Source organism: Chryseobacterium sp. 7, assembly GCF_003663845.1.
Taxonomy (GTDB): Bacteria; Bacteroidota; Bacteroidia; order Flavobacteriales; family Weeksellaceae; genus Chryseobacterium.
In genome coordinates this window covers 592,175-615,003 of record NZ_RCCA01000001.1, presented here as the reverse complement: position 1 = coordinate 615,003, position 22,829 = coordinate 592,175, and the positions used below count along the sequence as shown (strand labels likewise).

At 35.0% G+C, this 22,829-nt stretch carries 21 protein-coding genes and 1 pseudogene; 10 read left to right on the top strand and 12 right to left on the bottom strand.

The features are described 5' to 3' along the window. Positions 1-4: 4 nt before the first annotated feature. The 6 genes from CLU97_RS02835 to CLU97_RS02810 all read right to left on the bottom strand — a co-directional run bounded on the left by CLU97_RS02835 (position 5) and on the right by CLU97_RS02810 (position 5,328). Positions 5-472, bottom strand: a complete 468-nt coding sequence (locus CLU97_RS02835) for a hypothetical protein (protein WP_147436421.1) — start codon at positions 470-472, stop codon at positions 5-7. 394 nt (positions 473-866) lie between these two features. Next, the gene (locus tag CLU97_RS02830) at positions 867-1,460 is read right to left on the bottom strand and encodes a hypothetical protein (RefSeq protein WP_121486602.1); all 594 of its coding nucleotides are present in this window, start codon (positions 1,458-1,460) and stop codon (positions 867-869) included. Then, positions 1,415-1,834 (bottom strand): TniQ family protein, encoded by a 420-nt coding sequence (locus CLU97_RS02825; protein WP_121486601.1) that lies wholly within the window; start codon positions 1,832-1,834, stop codon positions 1,415-1,417. Before CLU97_RS02825 ends, CLU97_RS02830 begins: the two co-directional genes overlap by 46 nt. Continuing rightward, the gene (locus tag CLU97_RS02820) at positions 1,834-2,733 is read right to left on the bottom strand and encodes a TniB family NTP-binding protein (protein WP_121486600.1); all 900 of its coding nucleotides are present in this window, start codon (positions 2,731-2,733) and stop codon (positions 1,834-1,836) included. The genes CLU97_RS02825 and CLU97_RS02820 overlap by 1 nt, the downstream gene beginning before the upstream one ends. Beyond that, entirely contained in the window at positions 2,711-4,627 is a 1,917-nt protein-coding gene (locus tag CLU97_RS02815) for a helix-turn-helix domain-containing protein (protein WP_121486599.1), read from the bottom strand. The genes CLU97_RS02820 and CLU97_RS02815 overlap by 23 nt, the downstream gene beginning before the upstream one ends. Further along, positions 4,624-5,328 (bottom strand): TnsA endonuclease N-terminal domain-containing protein, encoded by a 705-nt coding sequence (locus CLU97_RS02810; RefSeq protein ID WP_121486598.1) that lies wholly within the window; start codon positions 5,326-5,328, stop codon positions 4,624-4,626. Before CLU97_RS02810 ends, CLU97_RS02815 begins: the two co-directional genes overlap by 4 nt. A 112-nt stretch (positions 5,329-5,440) precedes the next feature. Between CLU97_RS02810 and CLU97_RS02805 the strand changes: the two are divergent. Next, positions 5,441-6,118: pseudogene (locus tag CLU97_RS02805) on the top strand (YifB family Mg chelatase-like AAA ATPase); the annotation flags it as partial. Positions 6,119-6,143: 25 nt separating this feature from the next. Here the strand turns inward: CLU97_RS02805 and CLU97_RS02800 are convergent. Next, entirely contained in the window at positions 6,144-7,073 is a 930-nt protein-coding gene (locus CLU97_RS02800) for an MBL fold metallo-hydrolase (protein WP_121486597.1), read from the bottom strand. 490 nt (positions 7,074-7,563) lie between these two features. Between CLU97_RS02800 and CLU97_RS02795 the strand changes: the two genes are divergently transcribed. Next, positions 7,564-10,671, top strand: a complete 3,108-nt coding sequence (locus tag CLU97_RS02795; RefSeq protein ID WP_121486596.1) for a non-ribosomal peptide synthetase — start codon at positions 7,564-7,566, stop codon at positions 10,669-10,671. Between the two features lie 160 nt (positions 10,672-10,831). Beyond that, the gene (locus tag CLU97_RS02790) at positions 10,832-11,122 is read left to right on the top strand and encodes a hypothetical protein (protein WP_121486595.1); all 291 of its coding nucleotides are present in this window, start codon (positions 10,832-10,834) and stop codon (positions 11,120-11,122) included. A gap of 68 nt (positions 11,123-11,190) precedes the next feature. Here CLU97_RS02790 and CLU97_RS02785 read toward each other — a convergent pair whose 3' ends face one another. Next, positions 11,191-12,417 carry a spondin domain-containing protein gene (locus tag CLU97_RS02785; RefSeq protein WP_121486594.1) on the bottom strand — a complete coding sequence of 409 codons (1,227 nt, stop codon included), beginning with the start codon at positions 12,415-12,417 and terminating at the stop codon, positions 11,191-11,193. 230 nt (positions 12,418-12,647) lie between these two features. Between CLU97_RS02785 and CLU97_RS02780 the strand changes: the two genes are divergently transcribed. Continuing rightward, complete coding sequence (locus tag CLU97_RS02780) at positions 12,648-12,899, top strand: hypothetical protein (protein WP_121486593.1); 252 nt, start codon at positions 12,648-12,650, stop codon at positions 12,897-12,899. A 4-nt stretch (positions 12,900-12,903) separates the two neighbouring features. Further along, entirely contained in the window at positions 12,904-14,079 is a 1,176-nt protein-coding gene (locus CLU97_RS02775) for a hypothetical protein (RefSeq protein WP_121486592.1), read from the top strand. A 3-nt stretch (positions 14,080-14,082) separates the two neighbouring features. Here CLU97_RS02775 and CLU97_RS23935 read toward each other — a convergent pair whose 3' ends face one another. From CLU97_RS23935 to CLU97_RS02765, 3 genes are all read right to left on the bottom strand, one after another. Then, entirely contained in the window at positions 14,083-14,268 is a 186-nt protein-coding gene (locus CLU97_RS23935; protein WP_228437839.1) for a YdeI/OmpD-associated family protein, read from the bottom strand. A 75-nt stretch (positions 14,269-14,343) separates the two neighbouring features. Continuing rightward, the gene (locus CLU97_RS23930) at positions 14,344-14,559 is read right to left on the bottom strand and encodes a DUF1905 domain-containing protein (RefSeq protein WP_228437484.1); all 216 of its coding nucleotides are present in this window, start codon (positions 14,557-14,559) and stop codon (positions 14,344-14,346) included. Between the two features lie 78 nt (positions 14,560-14,637). After that, positions 14,638-16,845 carry a S46 family peptidase gene (locus tag CLU97_RS02765; RefSeq protein WP_121486591.1) on the bottom strand — a complete coding sequence of 736 codons (2,208 nt, stop codon included), beginning with the start codon at positions 16,843-16,845 and terminating at the stop codon, positions 14,638-14,640. A gap of 86 nt (positions 16,846-16,931) precedes the next feature. On the opposite strand from CLU97_RS02765, the gene CLU97_RS02760 reads away from it, so the two are divergent. Then, positions 16,932-17,366 (top strand): META domain-containing protein, encoded by a 435-nt coding sequence (locus tag CLU97_RS02760; protein ID WP_228437482.1) that lies wholly within the window; start codon positions 16,932-16,934, stop codon positions 17,364-17,366. 600 nt (positions 17,367-17,966) lie between these two features. Here CLU97_RS02760 and CLU97_RS02750 read toward each other — a convergent pair. Next, a complete protein-coding gene (locus CLU97_RS02750; protein ID WP_228437480.1) occupies positions 17,967-18,674 on the bottom strand; it encodes a LytR/AlgR family response regulator transcription factor in 708 nt (235 codons plus the stop codon). A 193-nt stretch (positions 18,675-18,867) separates the two neighbouring features. On the opposite strand from CLU97_RS02750, the gene hflX reads away from it, so the two are divergent. From hflX to CLU97_RS02730, 4 genes are read left to right on the top strand one after another with little or no spacing between them, the layout of a single operon-like run. Continuing rightward, positions 18,868-20,091 carry a GTPase HflX gene (hflX, locus tag CLU97_RS02745; protein WP_121486588.1) on the top strand — a complete coding sequence of 408 codons (1,224 nt, stop codon included), beginning with the start codon at positions 18,868-18,870 and terminating at the stop codon, positions 20,089-20,091. After that, positions 20,091-20,726 (top strand): DUF4919 domain-containing protein, encoded by a 636-nt coding sequence (locus CLU97_RS02740; protein ID WP_121486587.1) that lies wholly within the window; start codon positions 20,091-20,093, stop codon positions 20,724-20,726. The genes hflX and CLU97_RS02740 overlap by 1 nt, the downstream gene beginning before the upstream one ends. A gap of 23 nt (positions 20,727-20,749) precedes the next feature. Then, complete coding sequence (locus CLU97_RS02735) at positions 20,750-22,036, top strand: cation:proton antiporter (protein ID WP_121486586.1); 1,287 nt, start codon at positions 20,750-20,752, stop codon at positions 22,034-22,036. A gap of 8 nt (positions 22,037-22,044) precedes the next feature. Then, positions 22,045-22,761, top strand: coding sequence for a DNA alkylation repair protein (locus CLU97_RS02730; protein WP_121486585.1), 717 nt, complete (start codon positions 22,045-22,047; stop codon positions 22,759-22,761). The last annotated feature ends 68 nt before the right edge of the window (positions 22,762-22,829 follow it).

The window sequence follows — 22,829 nt, the reverse complement described above, 5'->3', positions numbered from 1 at the left end:
TTGGTTAAGCTAAACTACATTGACGTTTATATTCCTGAATGACATCTCTGTATTTTGGATGATTAATATATGCATTTTGGGGAATCATATTATGGTCTAGCCAATACGCCTGACCCCAAAGTGATTTATTCGTTTTCGGGATTCGATATTCATAAATCCTTTTTTCTTTTTCAAGTTTTTCCAGACAGAAATTTAGCTTTTTTTGACAGAATTTATCTTCATATATAGTGTTTGATAGGTAACATAAAATCTCATTTTCAGATAGGAATTTATTCTTAAATTCTAGTAAATCTAATATGTGTTTTTCTGTTGAAATTTGAGTAAATGTTAGTACGGGATTAGGTTTTGTAGTGGTTTGATAATTAGAGTGTAAACTGTTTTTGTTTATTTGTTTTTTTAATGTACATCCGAATGGATTTTTCAACTTAAACAAGCTGCATTTTTTTTGTAAAATTTCTTGTAATTTCAGCATAATATATTTCATTATTAATTAATAAATTTTTATATTTGCTATAGAAAATAAGGGGTCGGATAAAAGAATTTCCTTTACCATATTTTTTATAACATATAAGTCCGTTATTGTATTTCGTAGGTACTAACGGATTTTTTATTTCTCCTTTCTAATAGATTCTCTTTTTTTAAGTCATAAACACAAATATAAATATTTTCTCTCAAATTACAAATTTCTTACATTAACCGTGTAAATATTTGGTATGTTAGGTTTGTTGAGTTGTTTTTATGTAATATTCATAATATTCATAATGAATATTGCGAATATTATATTTGTGGCTTTCAGGTGTTTTTAAATGTATATTCAGTTCTACAATATCAAAATATTTGCCTATATAAAATCGGGTTTATCATAATTAAATATTTTTGAATATTGCTTCAAATGAATATGGAAGTATATGATCCTTTTTAAATTCACTTAGTCTAAGGTTATAAGTGATAATCAGGTATCTTAAAAAAGAATAATCTTTAATGATTTTACATGCTATTTCGAAAATAGGAATACGATCTTCAATAGACCAGGTTGTAAAATTTTTATTTATTTCTGGCAGGATTCCAAACTCAGCCTCACAAGCTTCTCGTAATCTTCCCCAAATCTTATGTTTTCGTGATAAAAGGGTCATGATAACCTGAAGAAGATAGAAGTAAGAAAAACTATAATGTATATTTACTGAATATCCCTGGTTTAGAATTTCATAAATTTTTATTTGATTTGAAACTTGATTTTTGTTTGCCTTATCAAAATCTTGAGTTAAATCATAATCACAAAATGAACATAAATTTAGTGATTGAATCTTGATTGTTTTTTTATTACCCTGTTCTAATCGGTGAAAAGTTATAGGATTATAACATTTGGTGCAGCAATCTCGTAAAAGAACTTCACAATCACAGCATACATAAGAAATTAATAACCTCCATTGTTTTTTATAATAAGCTTTTTTTTTAAGCATATTGGACAATATAAAAGTCCATTATTCTTACGCTTTCTATGGGCAATGCCTAATGGAAGTATTCCAGAGGTAAAACCGTTTGGATTGTGATTTTCAAATAACATACTTTGATAATTACTTAAAAATAGATTGTTAATGGCAGTATACTCCAAAGGTGAATTATCAAATATTACTTTTTTTAAGTAATCTGTAGGCATGTTATCTACATCTCGGTTCCAAAATTGTTGATCTTTAAAATAATATTTTCCAAACGAATGGCTTTTTACTTCATGGGCTTGCGAAAGTCTAAGAAACCAGCTTGTGAACAATTCATCCTGATATGGTGGAATATAATGTGCCCATATATTTTTATTTAATGTATGGATGTATGGCATTATAAATTAGCTCTTCTGAGGACTTTCTTTCTGTCTTCAGGGGAAACATATTCGATATTATCCAAGATTTTATGATCAATTTTGTTTAAACCACTTTTCAGTGCAAGTTCTGCAGATCTTATCAGGATAGTACAAATTTCACCAACTAACCCATCTGACATTGCCAGTATTTTTGAAGCTATTGAATTCTCAGCAAGGTATGATGGCTTTTCAAGAGGAAGAAGAGCTTCGTAGTTTACTAGGAACTGTAAGTATGCCTCATTCATTTTCCATCTTTCCAATGTTACTGTTTCAAACCTATTAGAGAGCTGGTTATCAGACTGAATGACATTAAATGCATCACGAATTCCAACACATATGATTGGAATTTTTAATTCATTACTGAGCTCTTTTAAATCATTCAGGAATACTCTTTGTTTAAGAGGGCTCCCAGCAAGCACATGATGTATTTCATCAATGATAATTATTTTTACTTCCAGCTTTTTGAATAATGAAATAATCCTTCTCTGCTTGGTGTCAGGACTTTCACTCTTTATTATTGGAGCATTAAGTATTTGCAATATTCTATTGTAGAAACTCTTTTTATCAGGCTCTGATGGCGCTTGGGCAACAAGCACAGGAGCGATAACTAAGTCATATTCTCCTTCTCGGATATATGGATTGTTTTTCTTATAAAATCTATTAATGAGTGCTGTTTTTCCATTATTGGTTTCACCAACAATCAAAAGATTTGGCATTCTATCTACAGTTGGATAATCTTTAAGATCCTCCAGCTTTGCCAATATTTTCTCAGCATTGGGATAAGGAATCCATTTTTGTTTTCTTAAATGAAAGATTTTCTCTTCAAGACTTCCATTCAGAACCAGTTCTTTAGTTTTAGTTGTCAAATGCTTCATCATCTAGGTTTTCAAATGGTTTTAAATTGAGCTCATTCTCAAAGATTATTTCGTCGGTTTGTAGGCTTTTATCTTTGTTTGTCCCTGCTAATTCTATGTCGTGATTTACCTTTGAAATGTCCTCCAGAAAGATCTCCTTACTTATAAATTCTTTTGCTATTATTCTTCTGGAGTTTTTGGATAGCTTCTTGGTCGATTTGATTGCTTTTAATTCAATTTCTTCCAGTTTTTTATAGCTTTCAAATATGTGTGCTTCATTAATAGTTCCAGTGTTATCTTCCTTCCATTTTTTTACTGCAGCTTTGTACTCCCAGACTGACATTGGAGGATAGCGGGTATCCCTGTAAGGGATCTCAAAATATTCATTCAAATCTGGATCAAAGAAATAAATGACACTGATATCCTTGGGATTCCTTCTAAAAGAATATTTTCTTAAGTTCTTACTTTTATTGGGAACGTTAATATATTTTCTTAGAACTTCATCGTAATAATATATATGGTCTATAACAATTCCTGATGCCTGAATTGTTCGCTCTAAATAAGGCATAAAATCCAGCCTGACCTTTCTTTCATCATGGAAACGTGGGGGTAGTCCCATGCCTTTCGTTTCATTATTGCCAAATATTCCATCAATATATTTTTCTTCAGGAGTCATTCCAATTCCTGAATGTACAGTTTTATGATATACATTGACTATATAAGTTACCATCCATTTCTCAAACTCAGCCAATGTGAATGAAGCGTGTTTTTCAGATTTATAAGTTGAACGTTCCTTAATGTTTGAAAATGTTGTGCCTGGAAGATCATGTACGGCTTTTGAAAATGAACCTAGGAATCTTTCGATATGTCCTCCATAATGGGGAGTTGCAACAGGGCGGAATTCAAGATTAATTCCATAATTTTCACATGCTTTTTTCAGCATAATTCCTCTGAATTCCTTGGCGTTATCAACGTGAATTGTCTCCATTACTCCCCAGCACCCCCATGAGCCCTCAACACCCAGCTTGTGAAGATATGTTTCCTTTCCTAAAATGGCATTTGAAATGCAGAGTCCAGTTCCCATTGCTCCGGGTGGGTCAAATGAAATATTGATTCCCAATATCATGCGACTGTAAACATCTATAGCAACAGTTAAATAAGGTTTGTTAAAAGGCTGACGAAATACTTCGTCAACAAGTATAATGTCTACAGGGGTATGGTCAATCTGTACAACTGATAATGGATAGTGGGCATGTGGAAAATTTCCACGGATCGGTCTGAATTTATTATCAGAAACTTTTTTGCCATAACGTTGTTTTATTTTTTCTTCTTCTGAAAGTTCATTTATTCTCCTTCTTATAGTTGTAGAATGTGGCATTTGAACTTCTAATTTATTACACTCATAAGAAATTGCTCTAATGAGATAATTAATAGACTTTCTGAATGAAGTTAAATATATTTCATTGATACATTTCTGTATTATTTCATCCTGTTCGGGGGATAGCCTTGATTTGCCACGGCCCCCATTTTTCTTTTTTCCAAGTATAGAACCAATACTTCCTGTTTGCTCGTAACGATTGATCCATCTATAAATGGTTGCCTTATCAACTTTAGCTTCCTTAGCTGCTCTTTCAACAATTTTTAAATCTCCTCGATTTTCAAGAACAGGACGAATAACCTGAAATCTTTCCTGTGCTTTTTTCCATTCTTTATCTGTAAAATCAAGCATATCTCTATTGTTAGATTCCTGTTGAGGATCAGCGGGAGAGATTTCACCGATATTAACCGTATGTATTATACCGCTTTCTATTTCCTCAATACTTACACGCTTAATATCAATATTTCTTATGATAGCACAAGGAATATCATTATAAGTTATTTGCTGACCGACATTCAGATAAAAAATTTCCTGTTTCATTTTAGATAAGAATTTTCATATAACTCATCAAGCCATATTGCAGAATCCATTGTTAAGGGTTGCTCCCAAATACACCTGATGATATTTATTGAAACCATATACCACATATAATATATGAGCTCCATCTGTTTATATTTTTCTCTTGCACACACCTGGATAAGTTCCCTTGGTGTTGTACATTGCAAATCACACATGGTTTTTAGAATGAGTTGTATATCCGGATGCCTATGATCAAAAGTATTCTTCTTATATCGATATAAGAATTTACAGTTTTCAAGATACTCAGTTCTGATATCTTCTTCAGTAAGAACTTTAAACTCGTATCCATTCTTTTCACAGAATTCTTCTGCGGCTTTGAATTTGGGATTATAAATGGACAGATTTTTTTCCAGATCTTCTTTGTATTTTATCTCAATTAACAATGGTTTTGCTCCCTTGGAAGCAAATCGGGGATGCCAGTAAAATAAGAAATCAGGAGTATAAGAACGTTGTTTTCCTTCAGAATCGGAATAATAGATAGTAACTGGCTGTTCATGATAAGACTCAATAATCCAATCCATCTCTAGTAAGAATATAAAATCCCTTTCCAGAGAAGATTCAAACTGAACTTCTTTATTGCTCTTAGCACTAAAGAAGCTTCCAGATAGTGAGCTATATTTTAAGCCAATTTTTCTCACCTTATTTTGTATGATTTGTACCATCTAAGATAAGAATTTAAAATTGGTCGCATCTACTTTGCGAAAAAATATCCAAAGTAGGTGCGAATATGGGCGATTTCTCCATTGTATTTTGCATTTACTTTGCAAATATACAGGAGGAAGCTATCCACAGCCGGGAGAAATCTCGCTGGCTCACAACGGAGTTTTATTCCTAGACGAAATGCCTGAGTTTAAACGCACAGTGCTGGAGGTGATGAGACAACCTTTAGAAGACAGGGAAGTAACCATTTCAAGAGCTCGTTTTACCGTAAATTATCCTGCAAGTTTTATGTTAGTAGCTTCCATGAATCCCAGCCCCAGCGGTTTCTTTCCCGATGATCCCAATAATACCTCATCTGTTTACGAAATGCAGCGGTATATGAATAAACTTTCGGGGCCGCTTTTGGATAGAATTGACATCCATATTGAGGTTCAGAAAGTTGAATTTGAGCAGCTTTCCGAAAAAAGAAAAGGAGAAAAAAGCAAAGACATCAGAGACCGTGTAATGAAAGCAAGAGACATTCAGAATCAAAGATATAAAAATCTGAATATCAGCAGCAATGCCCAGATAGGTCCCAAAGAAATTGAAGCTTTCTGCCAATTGGATGAAGCTTCCTTCGGTCTCATAAAATTAGCGATGGAAAAACTCAATCTTTCAGCAAGAGCTTACGACAGAATCCTGAAAGTAGCCAGAACAATAGCAGATCTTGAAGAATCCGAAAATATTTTGTCTCACCATATTTCCGAAGCCATACAGTACAGAAGTCTGGATCGTGAATTCTGGAATGGATGATCCGGACTTCTGCTGCTAAAATAATTTATGTAACTATTTCAAGATCAGTGGCAAGATTGATTAAAAAAGGATGATTGTAAACCTTAGGAATCCATTGAAACTGATCGTTTACCTTACTGATGTACCCAATACCCGGCCATGGAAGATGAGCAGAGCAGATAAGCGTTCTGTTCTGATAACAGTTTTCCAGAACCTTTTTACGAGTCTCTATACCAGCTTCAAAATCAGTATCCCATTGCGTTCCCCAATCCGGTTTTGCAATAAGAAGGGGAGAATGGAAAACATCTACCACATTGATAATTGATAGATCTCCATTAATTACTGAATATATAATATGCCCGGGAGTATGTCCTGGTGCAGTCTGTGTCTGAATACAGGAGAACAAAAAATCTCCCGTTTCAAAGGTTGTGAGTCTGCTGCCAATGGCAGAAAGAGTTTTTCTCACCAGTGGAATACTCGGTTTTCCACCTTCCGGATTTTTACTTTTTTGAAAATCTGGTTCACCTGCCATCCAGAATTCAAATTCCGGACGCGAAATATAATACTGCGCATTCGGAAATACAATCTCACCATTTTTAGAAAGAATTCCACCAATATGATCTCTGTGAGCATGTGTAATCAGAATATCCGTTACTGATTCCGGTGTAAATCCAGCTGCCGAAAGGCTGTGTAATAATTGTCCTGCATTTTCCTCATCATAAAATCCTTCTCCGGTATCAATTAAAATAATACGGCCAGCTTTTTTAATAAGCATTACATTAATAGGTGCTTCATAGTAGGACTCCGATAAGTATAGATTACGGAGCTCATTTTTGACCATATTTTGAGGAATGTCAGGGGCTAAAATCGGCTGGTGATAACCAACTCCAAAATACCCGTCAGAAAGTATAAAAATATCCAGTTCATGACATGGAATATGTATAAATCCATGCTCTCTCTTCAGTTTGTGATTCATATTAAAATGAGGTGTTTTTTTCTTTCTTACAAATTTAAAGAATATTCCTATACATTGATTGCAGGCGGAGGTATCTTGAATGGTTGTATTTGTAATTTGTTATAATTCAGTATTTTATTCTAGAATATCAATTCCTGGTGATTATAAATAATAGTAATTATGTAACACGCAATTTAAATTATTATGTTAAGTTTGATTACCAAATTATTTAAAATACCACATTATGAAAATTAAATTCTCAAATACTGCGTAAAAAATACACCTACTCGTAAAGAATAGTAAAATATATTCTCTCTCTTTTTTGAATGTCATCAATACTGTTTGAACATTGTTGATCGTTCTGCTCAATAGGTTGATTGATTAATATCCTGTATCATTCAGTTTTTTGAAACATGATCAGAAACACATTTAGTAAATAAGCTGTGGGTATCCCTCATGTATTTACTGTTCTGCACTCGGAATTCTTTAAATCAAATCAAATCCAATTATTATGTCAAACACTATTCCCTCACAAGAAGCCCTTTCACTGGGCTCTGCGGTATTGCTGTCATCAGAAGACAGAGAAAAATTACTCAACGGATTCAATAGAACCGGTTGGGATTATCCTCGCGAAGAAACACTGGAATCTCTTTTTCGGAAACAGGCAATTCTCCATCCGGATAAGACGGCCGCAGTTTATCAGGATCAGAAAATTACTTATAGAGAACTGGATCAGAGAAGCAATCAGTTTGCTAGCTTATTACTAAGTCAAGGAATCAAAGAAGGAAAATATGTTCCTATCTGGCTGGATCGTTCCTTAGAATGGATGGTTGCTGTGCTTGGCATTATCAAAACAGGTGCAGCTTATGTTCCTATAGATCCGGCTTATCCCGCTAAAAGAGTAGAATATATTCTTTCGGATACTTCTGCTGATATCATCATTACCAATCAAATTCTTAAAACCCATTTATCAGGCACGGAACAGACAAAAGTATTTGATCTGAGCAGTATGGAAAATCTTAATGATCTACCCTCAGAACATCCTGAAATTAATATTCATCAGAACAATTTAGCTTACACCATTTATACTTCAGGCTCAACCGGAAAACCCAAAGGAGTGATGGTAAGTCACCAGGCTATACAGCATCTGGTAACATGGCATAACCATCATTTCCATGTAGATCATAGCTCAAAACTGACACTTGTTGCAGGATTGGCCTTTGATATTTCCGTATGGGAAACCTGGTCAGCACTTACTTCCGGAGCTACTATTTTTATAGCTGATAATGAGCAGAGAACAGATGCTGTTGCTTTGGTTGATTTTTATAGAAGAAATCAGATTACTCATGGCTTTGTACCTACTGTTCTTGTTCCGTCATTCGTTAATTATTCCCGGAATTATACTGATCTGAAGCTGAAATATCTCTTTACCGGAGGAGAAAAACTAAAGCCGGTACTTACCTCCGAATTAAGTTATGAACTGATAGATTACTACGGACCCACAGAATGTACGGTATATGCAACTTTTAGAAAAGTGAAAGATACCAACGGAAAATACATGTCGTCAATTGGAAGACCTATAGCCAATGCAAAAGCCTATATTTTAAGCGAGAAAATGGAATTATTACCTGTGGGAGCGACAGGAGAATTATGCATTGGAGGAAGCATTTTGGCAAACGGATATCTTAATAATGAAGAATTGACAAATACTAAATTCATAGCCAATCCATTCAATGAAAAAGAAAAATTATACCGTACCGGAGATTTGGCCAAGTGGAAGCCGGACGGAGAGATTGAATTTTTAGGGAGAATAGATAACCAGATCAAAATTCGCGGATTCCGGGTTGAACCGGGAGAAATTGAACGTACATTAATGCATCAGAAGGATATCAGAGAAGCCCTTGTCATTGGAAAGGAAACAGAAGGAAGTACTCAGTATCTGATTGCTTTTATTGTTTTAAATCAAGGATTAGAAAGAGATATTTCATCCATCCGAAATAGATTGAAAGATGAACTTCCGGGGTATATGATTCCTGCACAGATTATTTTTATAGATAACATTCCATTAACGGCAAATGGCAAAACAGATACTCAGGCTTTAAAAGATCTGGCAGCTCAGGAGTCTAAAGAACTCATTTCAAGCGAACCACCCACCAACGAAACAGAAAGAATTATCGTAGGTGTCTGGTCTTCCGCATTGGAACGCCCTGTTATTAATATCACGGATAATTTTTTTGATATCGGAGGAAACTCACTGCTGGTTGCAACAGTGGCTGTAGCTTTGCAGAGAATGCTGGATGTAAAAGTATATCTGCGGGATATTTATCAGTACCCGGTGTTGCAGCAACTGTCAGAAGTTCTTATTGCCAGATCCAGAGAAACCAGAGAAGCTATTCCTGCCGAAGATGTGGAACCTTACGTTGAGCTTCAGAAAGATGTTTATCTTGCTCCGGGAACTGTTTTTGCAGGTGGTTTTGATCCTAAACAGGTAGAAAATCCAACAACTATATTTTTAACGGGAGCTACAGGATTTGTGGGAATTCACCTTTTGCAGGAACTTCTGGATACTACCAGTGCAGATATTTATTGTCTTGTCAGAGCTCAGGACGAGTTTCATGCAATGGAAAAAATCGACAGATGCTTTAAGCAATATCATATTCCTCAAAACATAGAACAGAAACCGAGAATTATTCCTGTAATAGGAGATCTTGCTTTACCGTCTTTAGGATTATCAGATGAAATATTCACAAAGCTGGCTAAGCAAATCGATTTAATTTATCATTCCGGAAGCTCGGTTAATTTCATTGAACCTTATTCCTATATGAAAACCCCGAATGTAGAAGGATTGAGAGAGATCATAAAACTGGCAGGAGCAGAAAAAACAAAATGTCTCGCATTGCTGTCAACCATTTCCGTCTACAGCTGGGGACATTTGTTTACAGGAAAAAAAGTAATGCTTGAATCTGATGATATTGAACAAAACCTGATGTCTGTAAGTAAAGACATTGGCTACGTAAGAAGCAAATGGGTTATGGAAGCCATTGCCGATCTGGCGGCAAAAGAAGGTTTGCCGTTGGTTACTTACCGTCTTGGGTATGCCATGTGCCACAGTGAAACAGGAGCAAGCGCTTCGTACCAATGGTGGTCCGGATTGGTGAAAAACTGTATAGAATTCAAATCTTATCCTGCACTCACCGAACTTAGAGAAGGGCTTATCACCGTAGATTATATGACCAAAGCTATGGCTTATATCACCAGAAATAAAGAGGCAATAGGGAAAAAATTCAATCTGATTGCCCGTCCGGAAACCAATCTTACTTTGGAAGACTTCTTTGGACTTATGAAAAAATATTATCCTTTTACCCTCAAAGATCTTCCATATAAAGAATGGAGAAAACAGTGGGAGGATGACAGTAAAAACCGTTTATATCCATTGACGAGTCTTTTCAGAGACAATATGCATGAGGGGTTATCTACTGTAGAACTTTACCAGAATACTTACATATGGGATTGTTCCAATGTGATTCAGTATCTGGAAGGATCAGGTATTAATGAACCGGTATTTGATAAAAAAATATTGGATTCTTATTTACAATATCTTGGAATTCCGGTTGAATAGAATTTGAATATTAAAAAGTCTAAACAGATTCTGCTTGGGCTTTTTATTTTTTGCTGAGTAAATACGTCAAGTTTTGTCGCAATGGAGAATCACATTTGTATCAAAGTAATAGGAAAGTATTGCTCAGTTTTTTAATGAACCGAAAACCAAAGAAAAATAAATGAATACCGTTATTGTACTGTCTAAAGATTTTGCCGCTAATGAAAGCGCCGTGGTAGATCTCAAATCCTGTGGGTTGGTAAATCCTTTGAATGCTCTTATATTTCAAAATAAAACAGGGCAGTCTGCAAAGTTTCTTTGGCAGGGAGATATATTTTATAACAAAGAAAAAGCCGGATATTTTAAAGAAATTAATAATGATCTGGGAGTAAAAGTAAGCCATTATGAAGGTTTTATAACCGTCACCAATGGTGGAGGAGAACAATATTTGGAAGGCGCACTGAAACCATAATCAAGCCCATATAATTTTACAATGAAAAAGGTCAGACAATAGCGCCTGACCTTTTCTTTATTTCAAGATTAATTAACTGTTACTTTAATCATATTCTGAACAGAAGGAAAAGGATACTGGTTTCCTACTTTAGAAATGATTTTATTTTCACTTTGTGGAGTTCCTCCAAATAATGCCTGATGGTTTCCGGCTCCGGGATATTGGTCAATCCCTGTTCCGGAATCAAATAGTGAGGTTTTTGAACTAATATCTCCTTTACTACTGGCATCAATACTTTGTTCATTAGCAAAGAACCAATCGTTAGAGAATCCAAACATCGTTGCATAAGCTATTTTATCACCCGGTTCAGCATTAAAGCTTGTTGTTACCTTGTTTCCAGGTGCTACAGGAGCATTCCCTGCAACATATACCGCTTTTACGCCGGATAAAGATTTAAGACTGTTTTGAAGCTTGGCTGCATTTCCAAATTGTGCAATGTCTTTCAGACCCATTCCGGTGTCTGTTTTACCTAATTCATAAATCGGATTTTTATCGCCACGGTAAACTACAACCAATGCCGGAGAAAGACCAGTCATAATTCCGGTATTGGCATTCAGCTTAGTCATCATTTTACTGATATTTCCCATCTGAGCAATATCCGTGATCTCTGGATTTGATAAAGCGTTAGGTGTAAAAAATGGAGCGCTGTTTAGTAGCTGGGAACCATTATAATTGGAAACGGCCCATACTCCCGGAGAAAAAGGAGTTTCATTAGCGGTTCCACCAGAAGTATTGGTAATGGTAAGAGTGAATTCCGAAGTTACATCATTGTAAGCCAGACTAAGCTTCATAAGCTGAGAAGCATTTACATTAGGAACCTGCATGATAGGTTTGCTTTCAACCTGTCCTGTGGCGTCATCTTTGCTTCCGTTATCCCATAATCTTACGCTTGAAGAAACATCTCCGGTAATGGCATTTCCATTGGTGTCAAATAATTTGATGCCTGGCTGTTGTGATGCAAAAAACCAGTCTTTTGAAGCTCCATACATGGTTGCAAACATTAATGCCTGTGTTTTTCCTGCACTGAATGTAATGGAAACAGATTGTCCGGGCAAAATAATCGGAGGTGCTCCTGTTCCCTGAAAACTTCCGCTTTCTACAAAATCTTTAGGGGTTACTACATTTTCAAAAGTGATGCTTCTTTGAAAACCCATATCCATCATCATGTCGTCATTAGAATCACTACATGAAGAAAGAGTAAATGCTGCTAAAGTAGCTGCCGCTAAAATTGATGTTCTGAAAATAAACTTGTTCATAAAAGTAAATTTTTTATAGTTATAAATGATATCTGTAACTATAGTCGGCTACTTTATCAGTTCCTGACAAAATAATCTAATTTTTTTTTCATAAATGATACGTCAAGTTTTGTCGTTGTACAGGGCGATATTTGCATCAAGAAAAATAAAAACAATATGAATTTTGGTAATTTAAAAAAAAATAATTAATACACAAGATTTGTGGAAAACTTTTTGTATATATATTTGTAATGGAAAAACATGGAAAAATGGTAAGAATTGTTAATAATATGTTCTTTCTTATAGAATCTTTATTTAAAACTACAGCTTCATTAGTTGCAGAGGATACTTTATTTAATAAGGATTTCCTAGATAAATTTTCTGATCCTCAAGATAAAGAAAAGCTTGAAAAAACAGTAGAAGAACTGAAGGCGAAAAATGATAATAAGCCACGTAAAATAACTTTAAAGAATAATAAAGAAGTTACAATAGTTGTAAATTAAATATATGGAATTTAATATAGCTTTAAATACTATTGTCTATTTAATGATATTTTTATTTCCGGGAATTATTTTCCGGAAATTTCTTTTTATCAGAGAGTATTCGAAAGAATTTGACAAGGGGAATCTTTTTGAGAGATTTATTTGGACAATACTAACGAGTATTATTATTCTTTTGGTTACTTTTCTTTTTTTTGTATTCTGCAACAAAGCTCTAAATTTGGATTTATTGCCCTCAATTTCATATAAAACAATATGGGATACCTTTAATGATCTATCTAATAACAAGCTTCCCAATCCAGATAAAAAGTTAGCACCAAAAGATAAAGATATCTATATGCATTTTTTTCTGTTAATGATTTGTATATATACTCTTTCATTTTTACTAGGCATACTAACATACTTAATAACAAGAACAACTTTTGTAAAATCAATTGGTGTTATGAAATATTTAAATTATTGGCAAGACTTAGTAAAAGGGACTTATAATCTAAATAGTGATGATACTCTTACCTATGGTTATACTAATGCTGATGTTTTAACAGAGCAAAATGAAGAAACGAAATTATATTCAGGAAGAGTAATTAACTATTATTTGGATCCCCAAAGTAACCAACTACAAACAATTGTTTTATCAGATGCAAAAAGATATAAAAGGTTAGATGGTGGTGGTGTTGAAATAAAAAGTATTCCCGGGCATAATTTTATAATAGAAAAAGAAAGAATTTTAAATATAAATTTCACTTATATTTATGAAAGAAAAGATGAGAACAAAGTCTATAAATGGATATACAGAATTGTAAATATAATTTTTATATTACTATTTGTAGGTGTTATTTCGACAATGTTTATTAGTGATATTTATATTTATACAAGTACTTTTTTACGTAAAGCTGTCTTTGTTGTTTGTGGTATTTTATTAATTCTAATTTTAAATAAAAACGTTAAAAAAATATTATCTGGTCAATGGTCTACTTTAAAAGTAACAAATATTTATTTCTTTGTATCTTTAATTTTACCATATGTTTGGCTGTTTAACTTTGTAAAGTGGTATTGGGTTCTTATTTTTGAATTTATAGTTCTGCTTGTAATGAGTTTTCTCGTGCCTGAAAACCCTGGCGATGATATTGATTCATTAGAAAGAGATAATGAAGCTGATCCAACTTCAAGAAGCATAGAATAATTTTTATATCCCCATTTTTCCATCCAGAATCATCTGGATCATTTTTATTTTTCTGTTTTCTCTTGTTTCAGGTTTCTTGGCTTCTTCAATCCAACGGATGTATTCCTTTCGGTGAGTGTAACTCATTTTGTCAAATAGATCTTTTGCTTGTGGATTTTCATTAAAGACGAATACTATATCATCTGCAATTTCAACTACTCTATCTTCTTTGTCTTCAGCAAGAGAAACAGAGATCTCATCACCGAAGGTTTTATTCAGCAGCTTTCAAGCTTCCTGAGTAAGACCTAAAATGTGACAATCAGATTTCATTTTAGCCAGACTTCCGCGATATTCAACTTTACCATCAAACAGGGCTTTTATCTTTACCTGACCTTTCTTATTAAACAACTCTTCCGTGGAAAAAGGAAATTCTACAAATGCAGCATTCATCTCTCCGTTTTGCTGAATAATGGCTTTGAATTCAATAGGTTGAGGTTTCATAATGAATAATTTTAATAGTCAAAAATAAAAAAACCGTGAAAGTAAATTTCACGGTTTTCAAAAAAATATCAGATAAGATTATTTTTTCTTGATTTTCTTAGGCATTGTTGTAGTACCTGAGTTTTTAGTTTTTGTATCAGCAGGAGTGTTTTCACTTCTTACAAGCTTCAATTCGTCAACTAATCTTCTTGCACCCGCATACTTATCGATTGTCCAAAGAACAAAACGAACGTCTACGTTGATTGTTTTCTGCCATTCCTGTTCGAATACGATGTCACCGCTTAATGCTTCGCTGTTACCATCGAAAGCAATACCGATAAGGTTTCCGTCTCCATCAATTACCGGAGAACCAGAGTTACCTCCTGTAATATCGTTGTTAGAAAGGAAGTTTACAGGCATATATCCTGCAGCATCAGCATACTGTCCGAAATCTTTAAGGTTATAAAGATCAATCACTCTTTGAGGAAGGTCGAATTCTTCATCACCTTTCTTGTATTTTCCAACAAGACCAGTCATATCTGTATAATAGTTATCCGTAATACCGAAATAGTTTCTGTCAGTTCTGATAGGTAATTTATCTACAGTACCATACGTTAATCTCATGGTAGAGTTAGCATCCGGGTAGAATTTTTTCTCAGGCATAGCCTTCATCAGACCAGCTAAGAAAAGACGGTTATTTTTTGCAAAATTGTCGTCTATTTTAACAAATCTTTCAGTGCTTATTTTTTGATCAGCAACAATTCCGTTAGCAGCTTTCCAAAGTGGATCAGCATCCAGCTTTAGTGCATCTGGATTCAATAAGAAGTTGGTTGCAGAAGTTTTATTGGCAAAAATTGAAGAATAAGCTACATTTGAAACCGTTTTAGCATCTAAACCTAAAATAGTGGCAGAAGCAACTTCCGGATTTTTAACTCTGGCTTGGTAAAGACTTGTCATTGCAGCAAGCATTTCTCCTTCTAAAGATGGGTTGAAGTTTTCATAAGCCGCTTTGATAGCCGCTTCAGTTTTAGCTTTCATAGCCAGTCTTCCCTGCATATCTTGAGCCGCGTAAGCTTTAAGAGCAGATCCTACCTGTAGCGCAAGAGTCATATATTTTGCATTTCTTGAGAACTGAGAAGCGTAGTTTCTTTCAACATTTCTATCAGAAACTTGTTTATAGTATATGCCAATATCTTCTAAAACGCCATTGTATTGGTCATTTCCAGGCATTGCAGCCCACTTATTGTAAGTTTCTTCTATTTTTTGTTTGTCAGAAATAGTTCCGTTTTTCTCTACTGCGTCAATAGTTCCCTGTCTGTTTTTCCAGTAGTTTGCTACTGAAGCATATTGAGAAGCATAGTTAAGCTGAGTAGCTTTATCCTTGTCCATGTACTTTTTCATTACATCCATAGCCAATTTAGAAGCTTCTACCCAAGCCGGGTAATCTTTAGTTACCATTTGCTGAATTCCGTAAGAAGTCAGGTAACGGTTTGTTCTTCCAGGGTAACCCAAGATCATAGAGAAATCCCCAGGCTTGATTCCTTTAAGAGAAACCGGAAGGAAGTGCTTAGGCTTCAATGGGGTGTTGCTTGGAGAATATTCAGCAGGATTTCCTGCAGCATCAGCATATACTCTGAAAACAGTGAAGTCTGCTGTGTGTCTTGGCCATTCCCAGTTGTCTGTATCTCCTCCGAATTTTCCTAATGATGAAGGTGGAGCACCTACTAATCTGATGTCTTTATAATCCTGGTATACAAAATAGTAGAATTCATTTCCGTTGAAGAAATCTCTTACTACTACAGTATATTTTCCGTTTTCAGAGTTTTCTGTCTGAATCGCTTTAGTTTCAGCATCAATAACAGCTTTTCTCTCTGCTCCGGTCATATTGTTGTTTAGTTTCGAAGTGATTCTCTGCGTAGCATCATCCATTCTCACTAAAAATCTTACATAAAGATCCTTTGCATTGAATTCGTCTTTCTGTTTCATTGCCCAGAAACCGTTCTTCAAATAATCTTTTTCCGGTGTAGAAGCAGCAGCAACGGCACCATAACCACAGTGGTGGTTTGTAAATATAAGTCCTTTATCAGAAACAATCTCTCCTGTACAGAAACCACCGAAACTTACGATAGCATCCTTTAAGCTTGAATTGTTCACAGAATAAATTTCTTCAGGCGTAAGATGTAGACCCTCTTTTTGCATATCAACACCGTTAAGTCTTTTGATGAGCATTAGCAGCCACATCCCCTCATCCGCCCTCATTTGAGCAAAGCCCAATAAGAAAGTGAATAGTAGAAATAGTCTTTTCATTTTATAAAATAATTTTTGTGTCGCTAATTTACTAATTTTTACGAGATTCTGTCCCGGAATGGTACGAAAATGGGATGATAATCCGCATGAAAAAGATACTATTGTCACTTTTTGCAGTTTTACTTTTAGGAGTAGTTTTAAATTGTTCTTCAATGCCAGCTAAAAATCCTTCTCTTCAAAGACAATGGATGCTTGTTTCATTGGATGGTTTTTCAAAAGATCAACTGATTGCTAATAAGGCTGAAATGAACCTGACCGCTAATATGGTTGATGGAAAAATTCAAGGAAGTGCTTATATGGGATGTAACCAAATGTCTTTTGTAACTGAATTTAAAAAAGGAGGAAAAGTGAAAATTTCAAAAGGAGTAAGTACAATGAAAGCCTGCCAGAATATGGAGCTTGAAACCTCTTTTCAGAAGAAAATTGAAACCATGACAAAATATTCAGTGGAAGGACATTTTCTTACTTTAACCAATGAGAATGGCAATTCAATGAAATTTGTAGCAGCAGATTGGGATTAAGGATTCCGTCTTCTATATAAAAAGTCCGCTTTTGGCGGACTTTCTTTTTGTTTGAAAAATCTATTTTGGTTATCAGCTTTTTGCGGGTATTAGTTTTTGGCAGTTATTAGTTTAGAGAATAGTTTTTTAGATATTGGTCAATATTGGGCTGCTTAATAAATTTTGTATTTGTGTTCCTAGAATTATTATAATTGGCCTGTATACAATGAGTCCTTTCGAAATAACCAAAATTTGGGATTTTAGAACAAGTTATTTCCAAAGTTTAAATAAAAATATGGGTTTTCAAATTCTTGTTTTTTATTTCAAATCCTTTAAGAAACTAAGGGTGGTAAATATCTTATTTCCATTTTTATTCGTACAAATTATGACTGATGCCAAAACTTAAGAATCAATAAGGGTAATTGGAAAAAGAAGAGGAGATAGAGTTTTTTTCATAGATAATCACTTTTAAATATTAGGTATTCTGTCTTATAACAAGGGTGATTTGGGAGAACTAAATTACCACCTATCTCAATCGAATGACAGGAAAATAGACCAACGGCAGAAATAATCGACCAATAGCATTTTGTGAGGTATTTCCGGGTCTTTATCAGGATTTTTTTAAGGATTGAAAAAAGAAAGATTATCCTTATAAGTTCGTCCAATAGGGAGTTTTATGTGGTGTGCCAGTTCTATTTCATGGCAGCTTTTTCCGCGGATGAGATGGCGTGGTACAGCATAGCTCCGGTGTATCCTGACGAAAGAATCAAAACAGTTTTTTTGCAGAATATTTCCCAAAGAATTTAAAATGCAATATTTTTTTTCGAGGGTGATGATTCTTGTATAGTCTTTCAGGGCTTCCAGATACAGAATATCTCTCATTTTGATTTGAAAAATATGTCCGCCTTCTTTTATTTTGATGCAGTTTTCACCTATCAGGGCATCATAGCACTCACACTTTTCCTTTACTTCAAAAAAATGGAAAAGTTTCTCCATAGAATAATGAAAACGATCCGCAATAAGCGGTTTGGTAATAAAATCCAGAGTGTTGATTTCAAACGTATCGGCAGCCAGTTCAGGATGAGAACTTACAAAAATACATGCCGGTATTTTATGAGCCAGCTTCCGGAATTCAAGACCGTTCATCCCCTTCAGACTGGTTTCGGTAATCAGAAGATCCACAGGAAGGTCAAGATAAGGAATAGCCTTTTCTGCAGATTCAAAAGAAGCAACAATCTCAATATTCTGATATTGTTTGATATAATGCTGAAGAACCAGCCTGTCCAGTTCATCATCATCAATAATCATACATCTAATATGGGTAATCATGATATTCCGGAGATTAAATTTTAGTTTAACTATTTAAAAATCAGAAATCTGTTTTATAAAGTTAGGAGTTTTTTTTCAGACTTTTTATTTTCAAACTTAAATTTATCTTAAAATGTGTTATTAAATAAAAATTGATTTTGTTTTTTTCTGAAAAATATTAACTTGTAAAAATCATAAACATAGACAGAACTTAATGTTAGAAAAGAAAGAACATAACTATGAGAAGGCTGTCCTGGTGGGTGTTATTACTCAAAATCAGGACGAAGAAAAACTGACGGAGTATTTAGATGAACTTGAGTTTTTAGCTTTCACAGCCGGAGCTACCGTACAAAAGCGTTTTACCCAAAAACTGACTCAGCCGGATTCCAAAACCTTTATCGGAAGCGGAAAAGCCATTGAGATAAAAGAATATGTAAAAGAAAACGAGATAGGAACTGTAATTTTCGACGATGAACTCTCTCCTTCACAGCTTAAAAATCTGGAAAGAGATATGGAAGTGAAGATTTTGGACCGTACCAATCTTATTCTTGATATTTTTGCCCAAAGAGCCCAGACTTCTTATGCAAGAACTCAGGTAGAATTAGCTCAATATCAGTATCTTTTACCACGATTGACAAGAATGTGGACTCACCTTGAACGTCAGAAAGGGGGGATTGGGATGAGAGGTCCCGGTGAAACGGAAATTGAAACTGACCGTCGTATTATCCGTGACAGAATTACGTTGCTGAAAGAGAAATTAAAGACTATTGACAAACAGATGGCAACTCAGCGTAACAACCGCGGAAAGGTGGTTCGTGCTGCTTTGGTAGGATATACCAACGTAGGAAAATCTACTTTGATGAATTCTATCTCAAAGTCTGAGGTTTTTGCAGAAAATAAATTATTTGCTACCCTAGATACGACTGTAAGAAAAGTGGTGATTGGAAATTTACCTTTCCTGCTTACCGATACCGTAGGGTTTATCAGAAAATTACCGACTCAGCTGGTAGAATCATTCAAATCTACTTTGGATGAAGTGCGTGAAGCTGATCTTTTGATTCATGTAGTGGATATTTCTCACGAAAGCTTTGAAGATCATATAGAATCTGTAAATCATATCCTGATGGAAATTAATGCCCATCAGAAACCAATGATCATGATTTTCAATAAGATTGATGATTTCAGCTATGAGAAAAAGGATGAAGATGATCTTACGCCCTCTACCCGTAAAAATATCTCTCTGGAAGAATGGAAAAAGACGTGGATGGCAAAATCAAAATATCCAACGGTTTTCATTTCTGCATTAACGAAGGAAAACTTCCCGGAAATGAAGAAAATGATCTATGATGAAGTTATGAAAATTCATATTTCAAGATTCCCGTACAACGATTTCCTTTTCGAATATTTCGATAACGACGAGGAAGAAAGCAACAATTAATGAAGTATCACTTTTTCCTTTTATTTATTATGTTTTCGGTTTTTGGGTTCAGCCAGAAATCAAAAATCGACTTAAAAGCTATTGAGAAAAGCCTCAAAAGTCCTGATTCTCCGTACAATTACGAGAAACTTATTTTTAAGTATAAAGGGTATCCAAAGTCTCTGGACAGTATAGAATCCCAGTATCTTTACTATGGAAGAAACTTTAGAAATGATAAAATAAGCACGTCAGATGACAGCTTTAAGAATCTTGTAGATGCTTTTAAGCAGAACAATTTTACAGATTGCATCAAACAGGGAAAGACATTGTATGGTCAAGATCCTACCAACCTGGATATTTTGCTGATCCTGCTTAGAGCCTATGACTCTGTGAAAGATGGAAATAATTTTATGCATCATCTGAACCAGTTTCGTGCGCTTACGGACGGGATAAAAAATTCAGGAGACGGTAAGTCTGAGAAAACAGCCTATGTCGTCAATTCTGTAGGAGACGAATACATTCTGCTGAACATTCTGAATATAGGGCAAGACTATACAAGAAGTTCAAAAACTTCTCAGGATGCCATGTATGATGTCTGGGAAAAAGAGGGTAGTAAGGTCTATATTAAAATACTTTATTTGGAACTAACCAATTAATCTTAAAAATTAAAAAACACTTAGTGGAGTTATATTATTCATTTTCAGCATTAATCGTATTAGCATCAATATTTGCCTATCTTAATTACAGGTTTCTGAAACTTCCGAGCACCATCGGAATTATGGTAATCGCCATTGTGGTTTCTATTTTTCTGGTAATGTTCGGAGAAACAGTGCTTCCGAGAACTTTCGGGCATCTTCATAAGCTTATGAACGGCATCGATTTTACGGAGGTTTTAATGGGTGCTATGCTTAATTTTCTGCTCTTTGCAGGAGGAATTCATATTAATATTAATGACCTGAAAGAACAGTTCAGACCTGTAGTAATATTTTCCACGGTAGGTGTTGTGATATCTACTTTTGTAGTAGGATTCGGAATGTTCTATCTGCTTCCTTATGTGGGGGTTAAGCTTCCGTTTATCTACTGTCTTGTTTTTGGTGCTTTGATTTCACCTACCGATCCGGTAGCAGTTCTGAGTGTACTGAAACAGGCTAATGTATCAAAATCCCTGGAAACAAAAGTAGCCGGAGAATCGCTCTTCAATGACGGTATGGCAGTTGTGGTCTTTACCGTAATCTTACAGCTGGCAGTCGGAAAAGAGGTGGATTTGAGTGTTGAAACCATAGGATTACTTTTGCTTAAAGAAGCAGGAGGAGGTCTTTTACTCGGAGTTCTGCTGGGGTGGGTTACCTCAAGGCTGATGCGTGAGGTAGATGATTATATTATTTCCGTACTAGTAACGCTTTCTGTGGTGATGGGAGGATATCTTATTGCCCGCCAGATGCATATTTCCGGGCCATTGACAATGGTTGCGGCAGGATTGTTTATGGGGAACTTCAACAGAAGTTTCAAAATGAAATCGGTAACTCAGGATTACCTGATCAAGTTCTGGGAATTGATTGATGAAATTCTGAATGCCGTATTATTCCTGTTCATCGGATTTGAACTTTTGATGATTAAAGATCTCAAACATTTTATGATTCCGGGATTAGCAGCGATTGTAGTTGTTCTTTTTGCAAGATTTATTTCCATCTGGGGCCCTACAAAATTTACTTCACTCAGAAGAAGCTTCAGTCCGCAGACAGTAAAAGTTTTGGTTTGGGGAGGAATCAGAGGCGGTGTTTCAATTGCACTGGCGATGTCTATTCCCAAAAGTGAATACAGTGAAATTATTTTGAGTATTACCTATTGTGTTGTTGTATTCTCGATCATTGTTCAGGGGCTTACCATTGCTAAAGTAGCCAATCCTAATAAGATTGCCAAAGAAGAGGAAGAACAGGAAAATATTGCTGTAGAAGAAAACGCTTAACTTGTCACATGAGCATTGTTAAAGAAATACAGGAATCGCTGGCTGTTCTATCCATTCCTGAAAAGGCAGAATTCTTTCCAAGATTTTTCAAGACAGGAAAAGGAGAATATGGTGAAGGCGATTTGTTTCTGGGCGTAACGGTTCCGGATCAGCGCTCTGTTGCCAAAGAATATTATTCGAAAATCAGTTTAAAAGATCTTAGTCTATTACTTTCTTCAAAATATCATGAGCATAGGCTTACAGCTCTTTTTATGCTGATTTCAAAGTTTGAAAAAACAAAAGATAAAGCCGTAAAAGAAGAAGTAGTTGCTTTTTACCTGAATCATCTTCCTTACGTCAACAATTGGGATCTGGTAGACTCTACCTGTTATAAGATTCTGGGTAGATATACATTTGAAAATCAGAAAGAAAACCTTCTCAGAGAACTTTCGGAATCTGAAGAAATGTGGCATAAGAGAATTGCTGTTGTGGGGACCATGCATTACATTAAAAAAGGTTCGTTTGATCTTACCAAGGAGTTTGTAGCCAGAAACCTGAAACATCCCCACGATCTGATGCATAAAGCAAATGGTTGGTTATTAAGGGAAATGGGGAATAAAAATGAAAGTGAACTTATCAGCTATTTGAATCAGCATTACAAAGAAATGCCCAGAACCTGTCTTCGGTATGCTATCGAAAAACTGGACGAAGATCTTCGTCAGGATTATCTGAAAGGACGTGTTTAAAAAATAGTACCGTATTTTCCCCTGAAAAAGTACCGGGAAACAGCTATTTATGGCCGAAAAATCAAAGT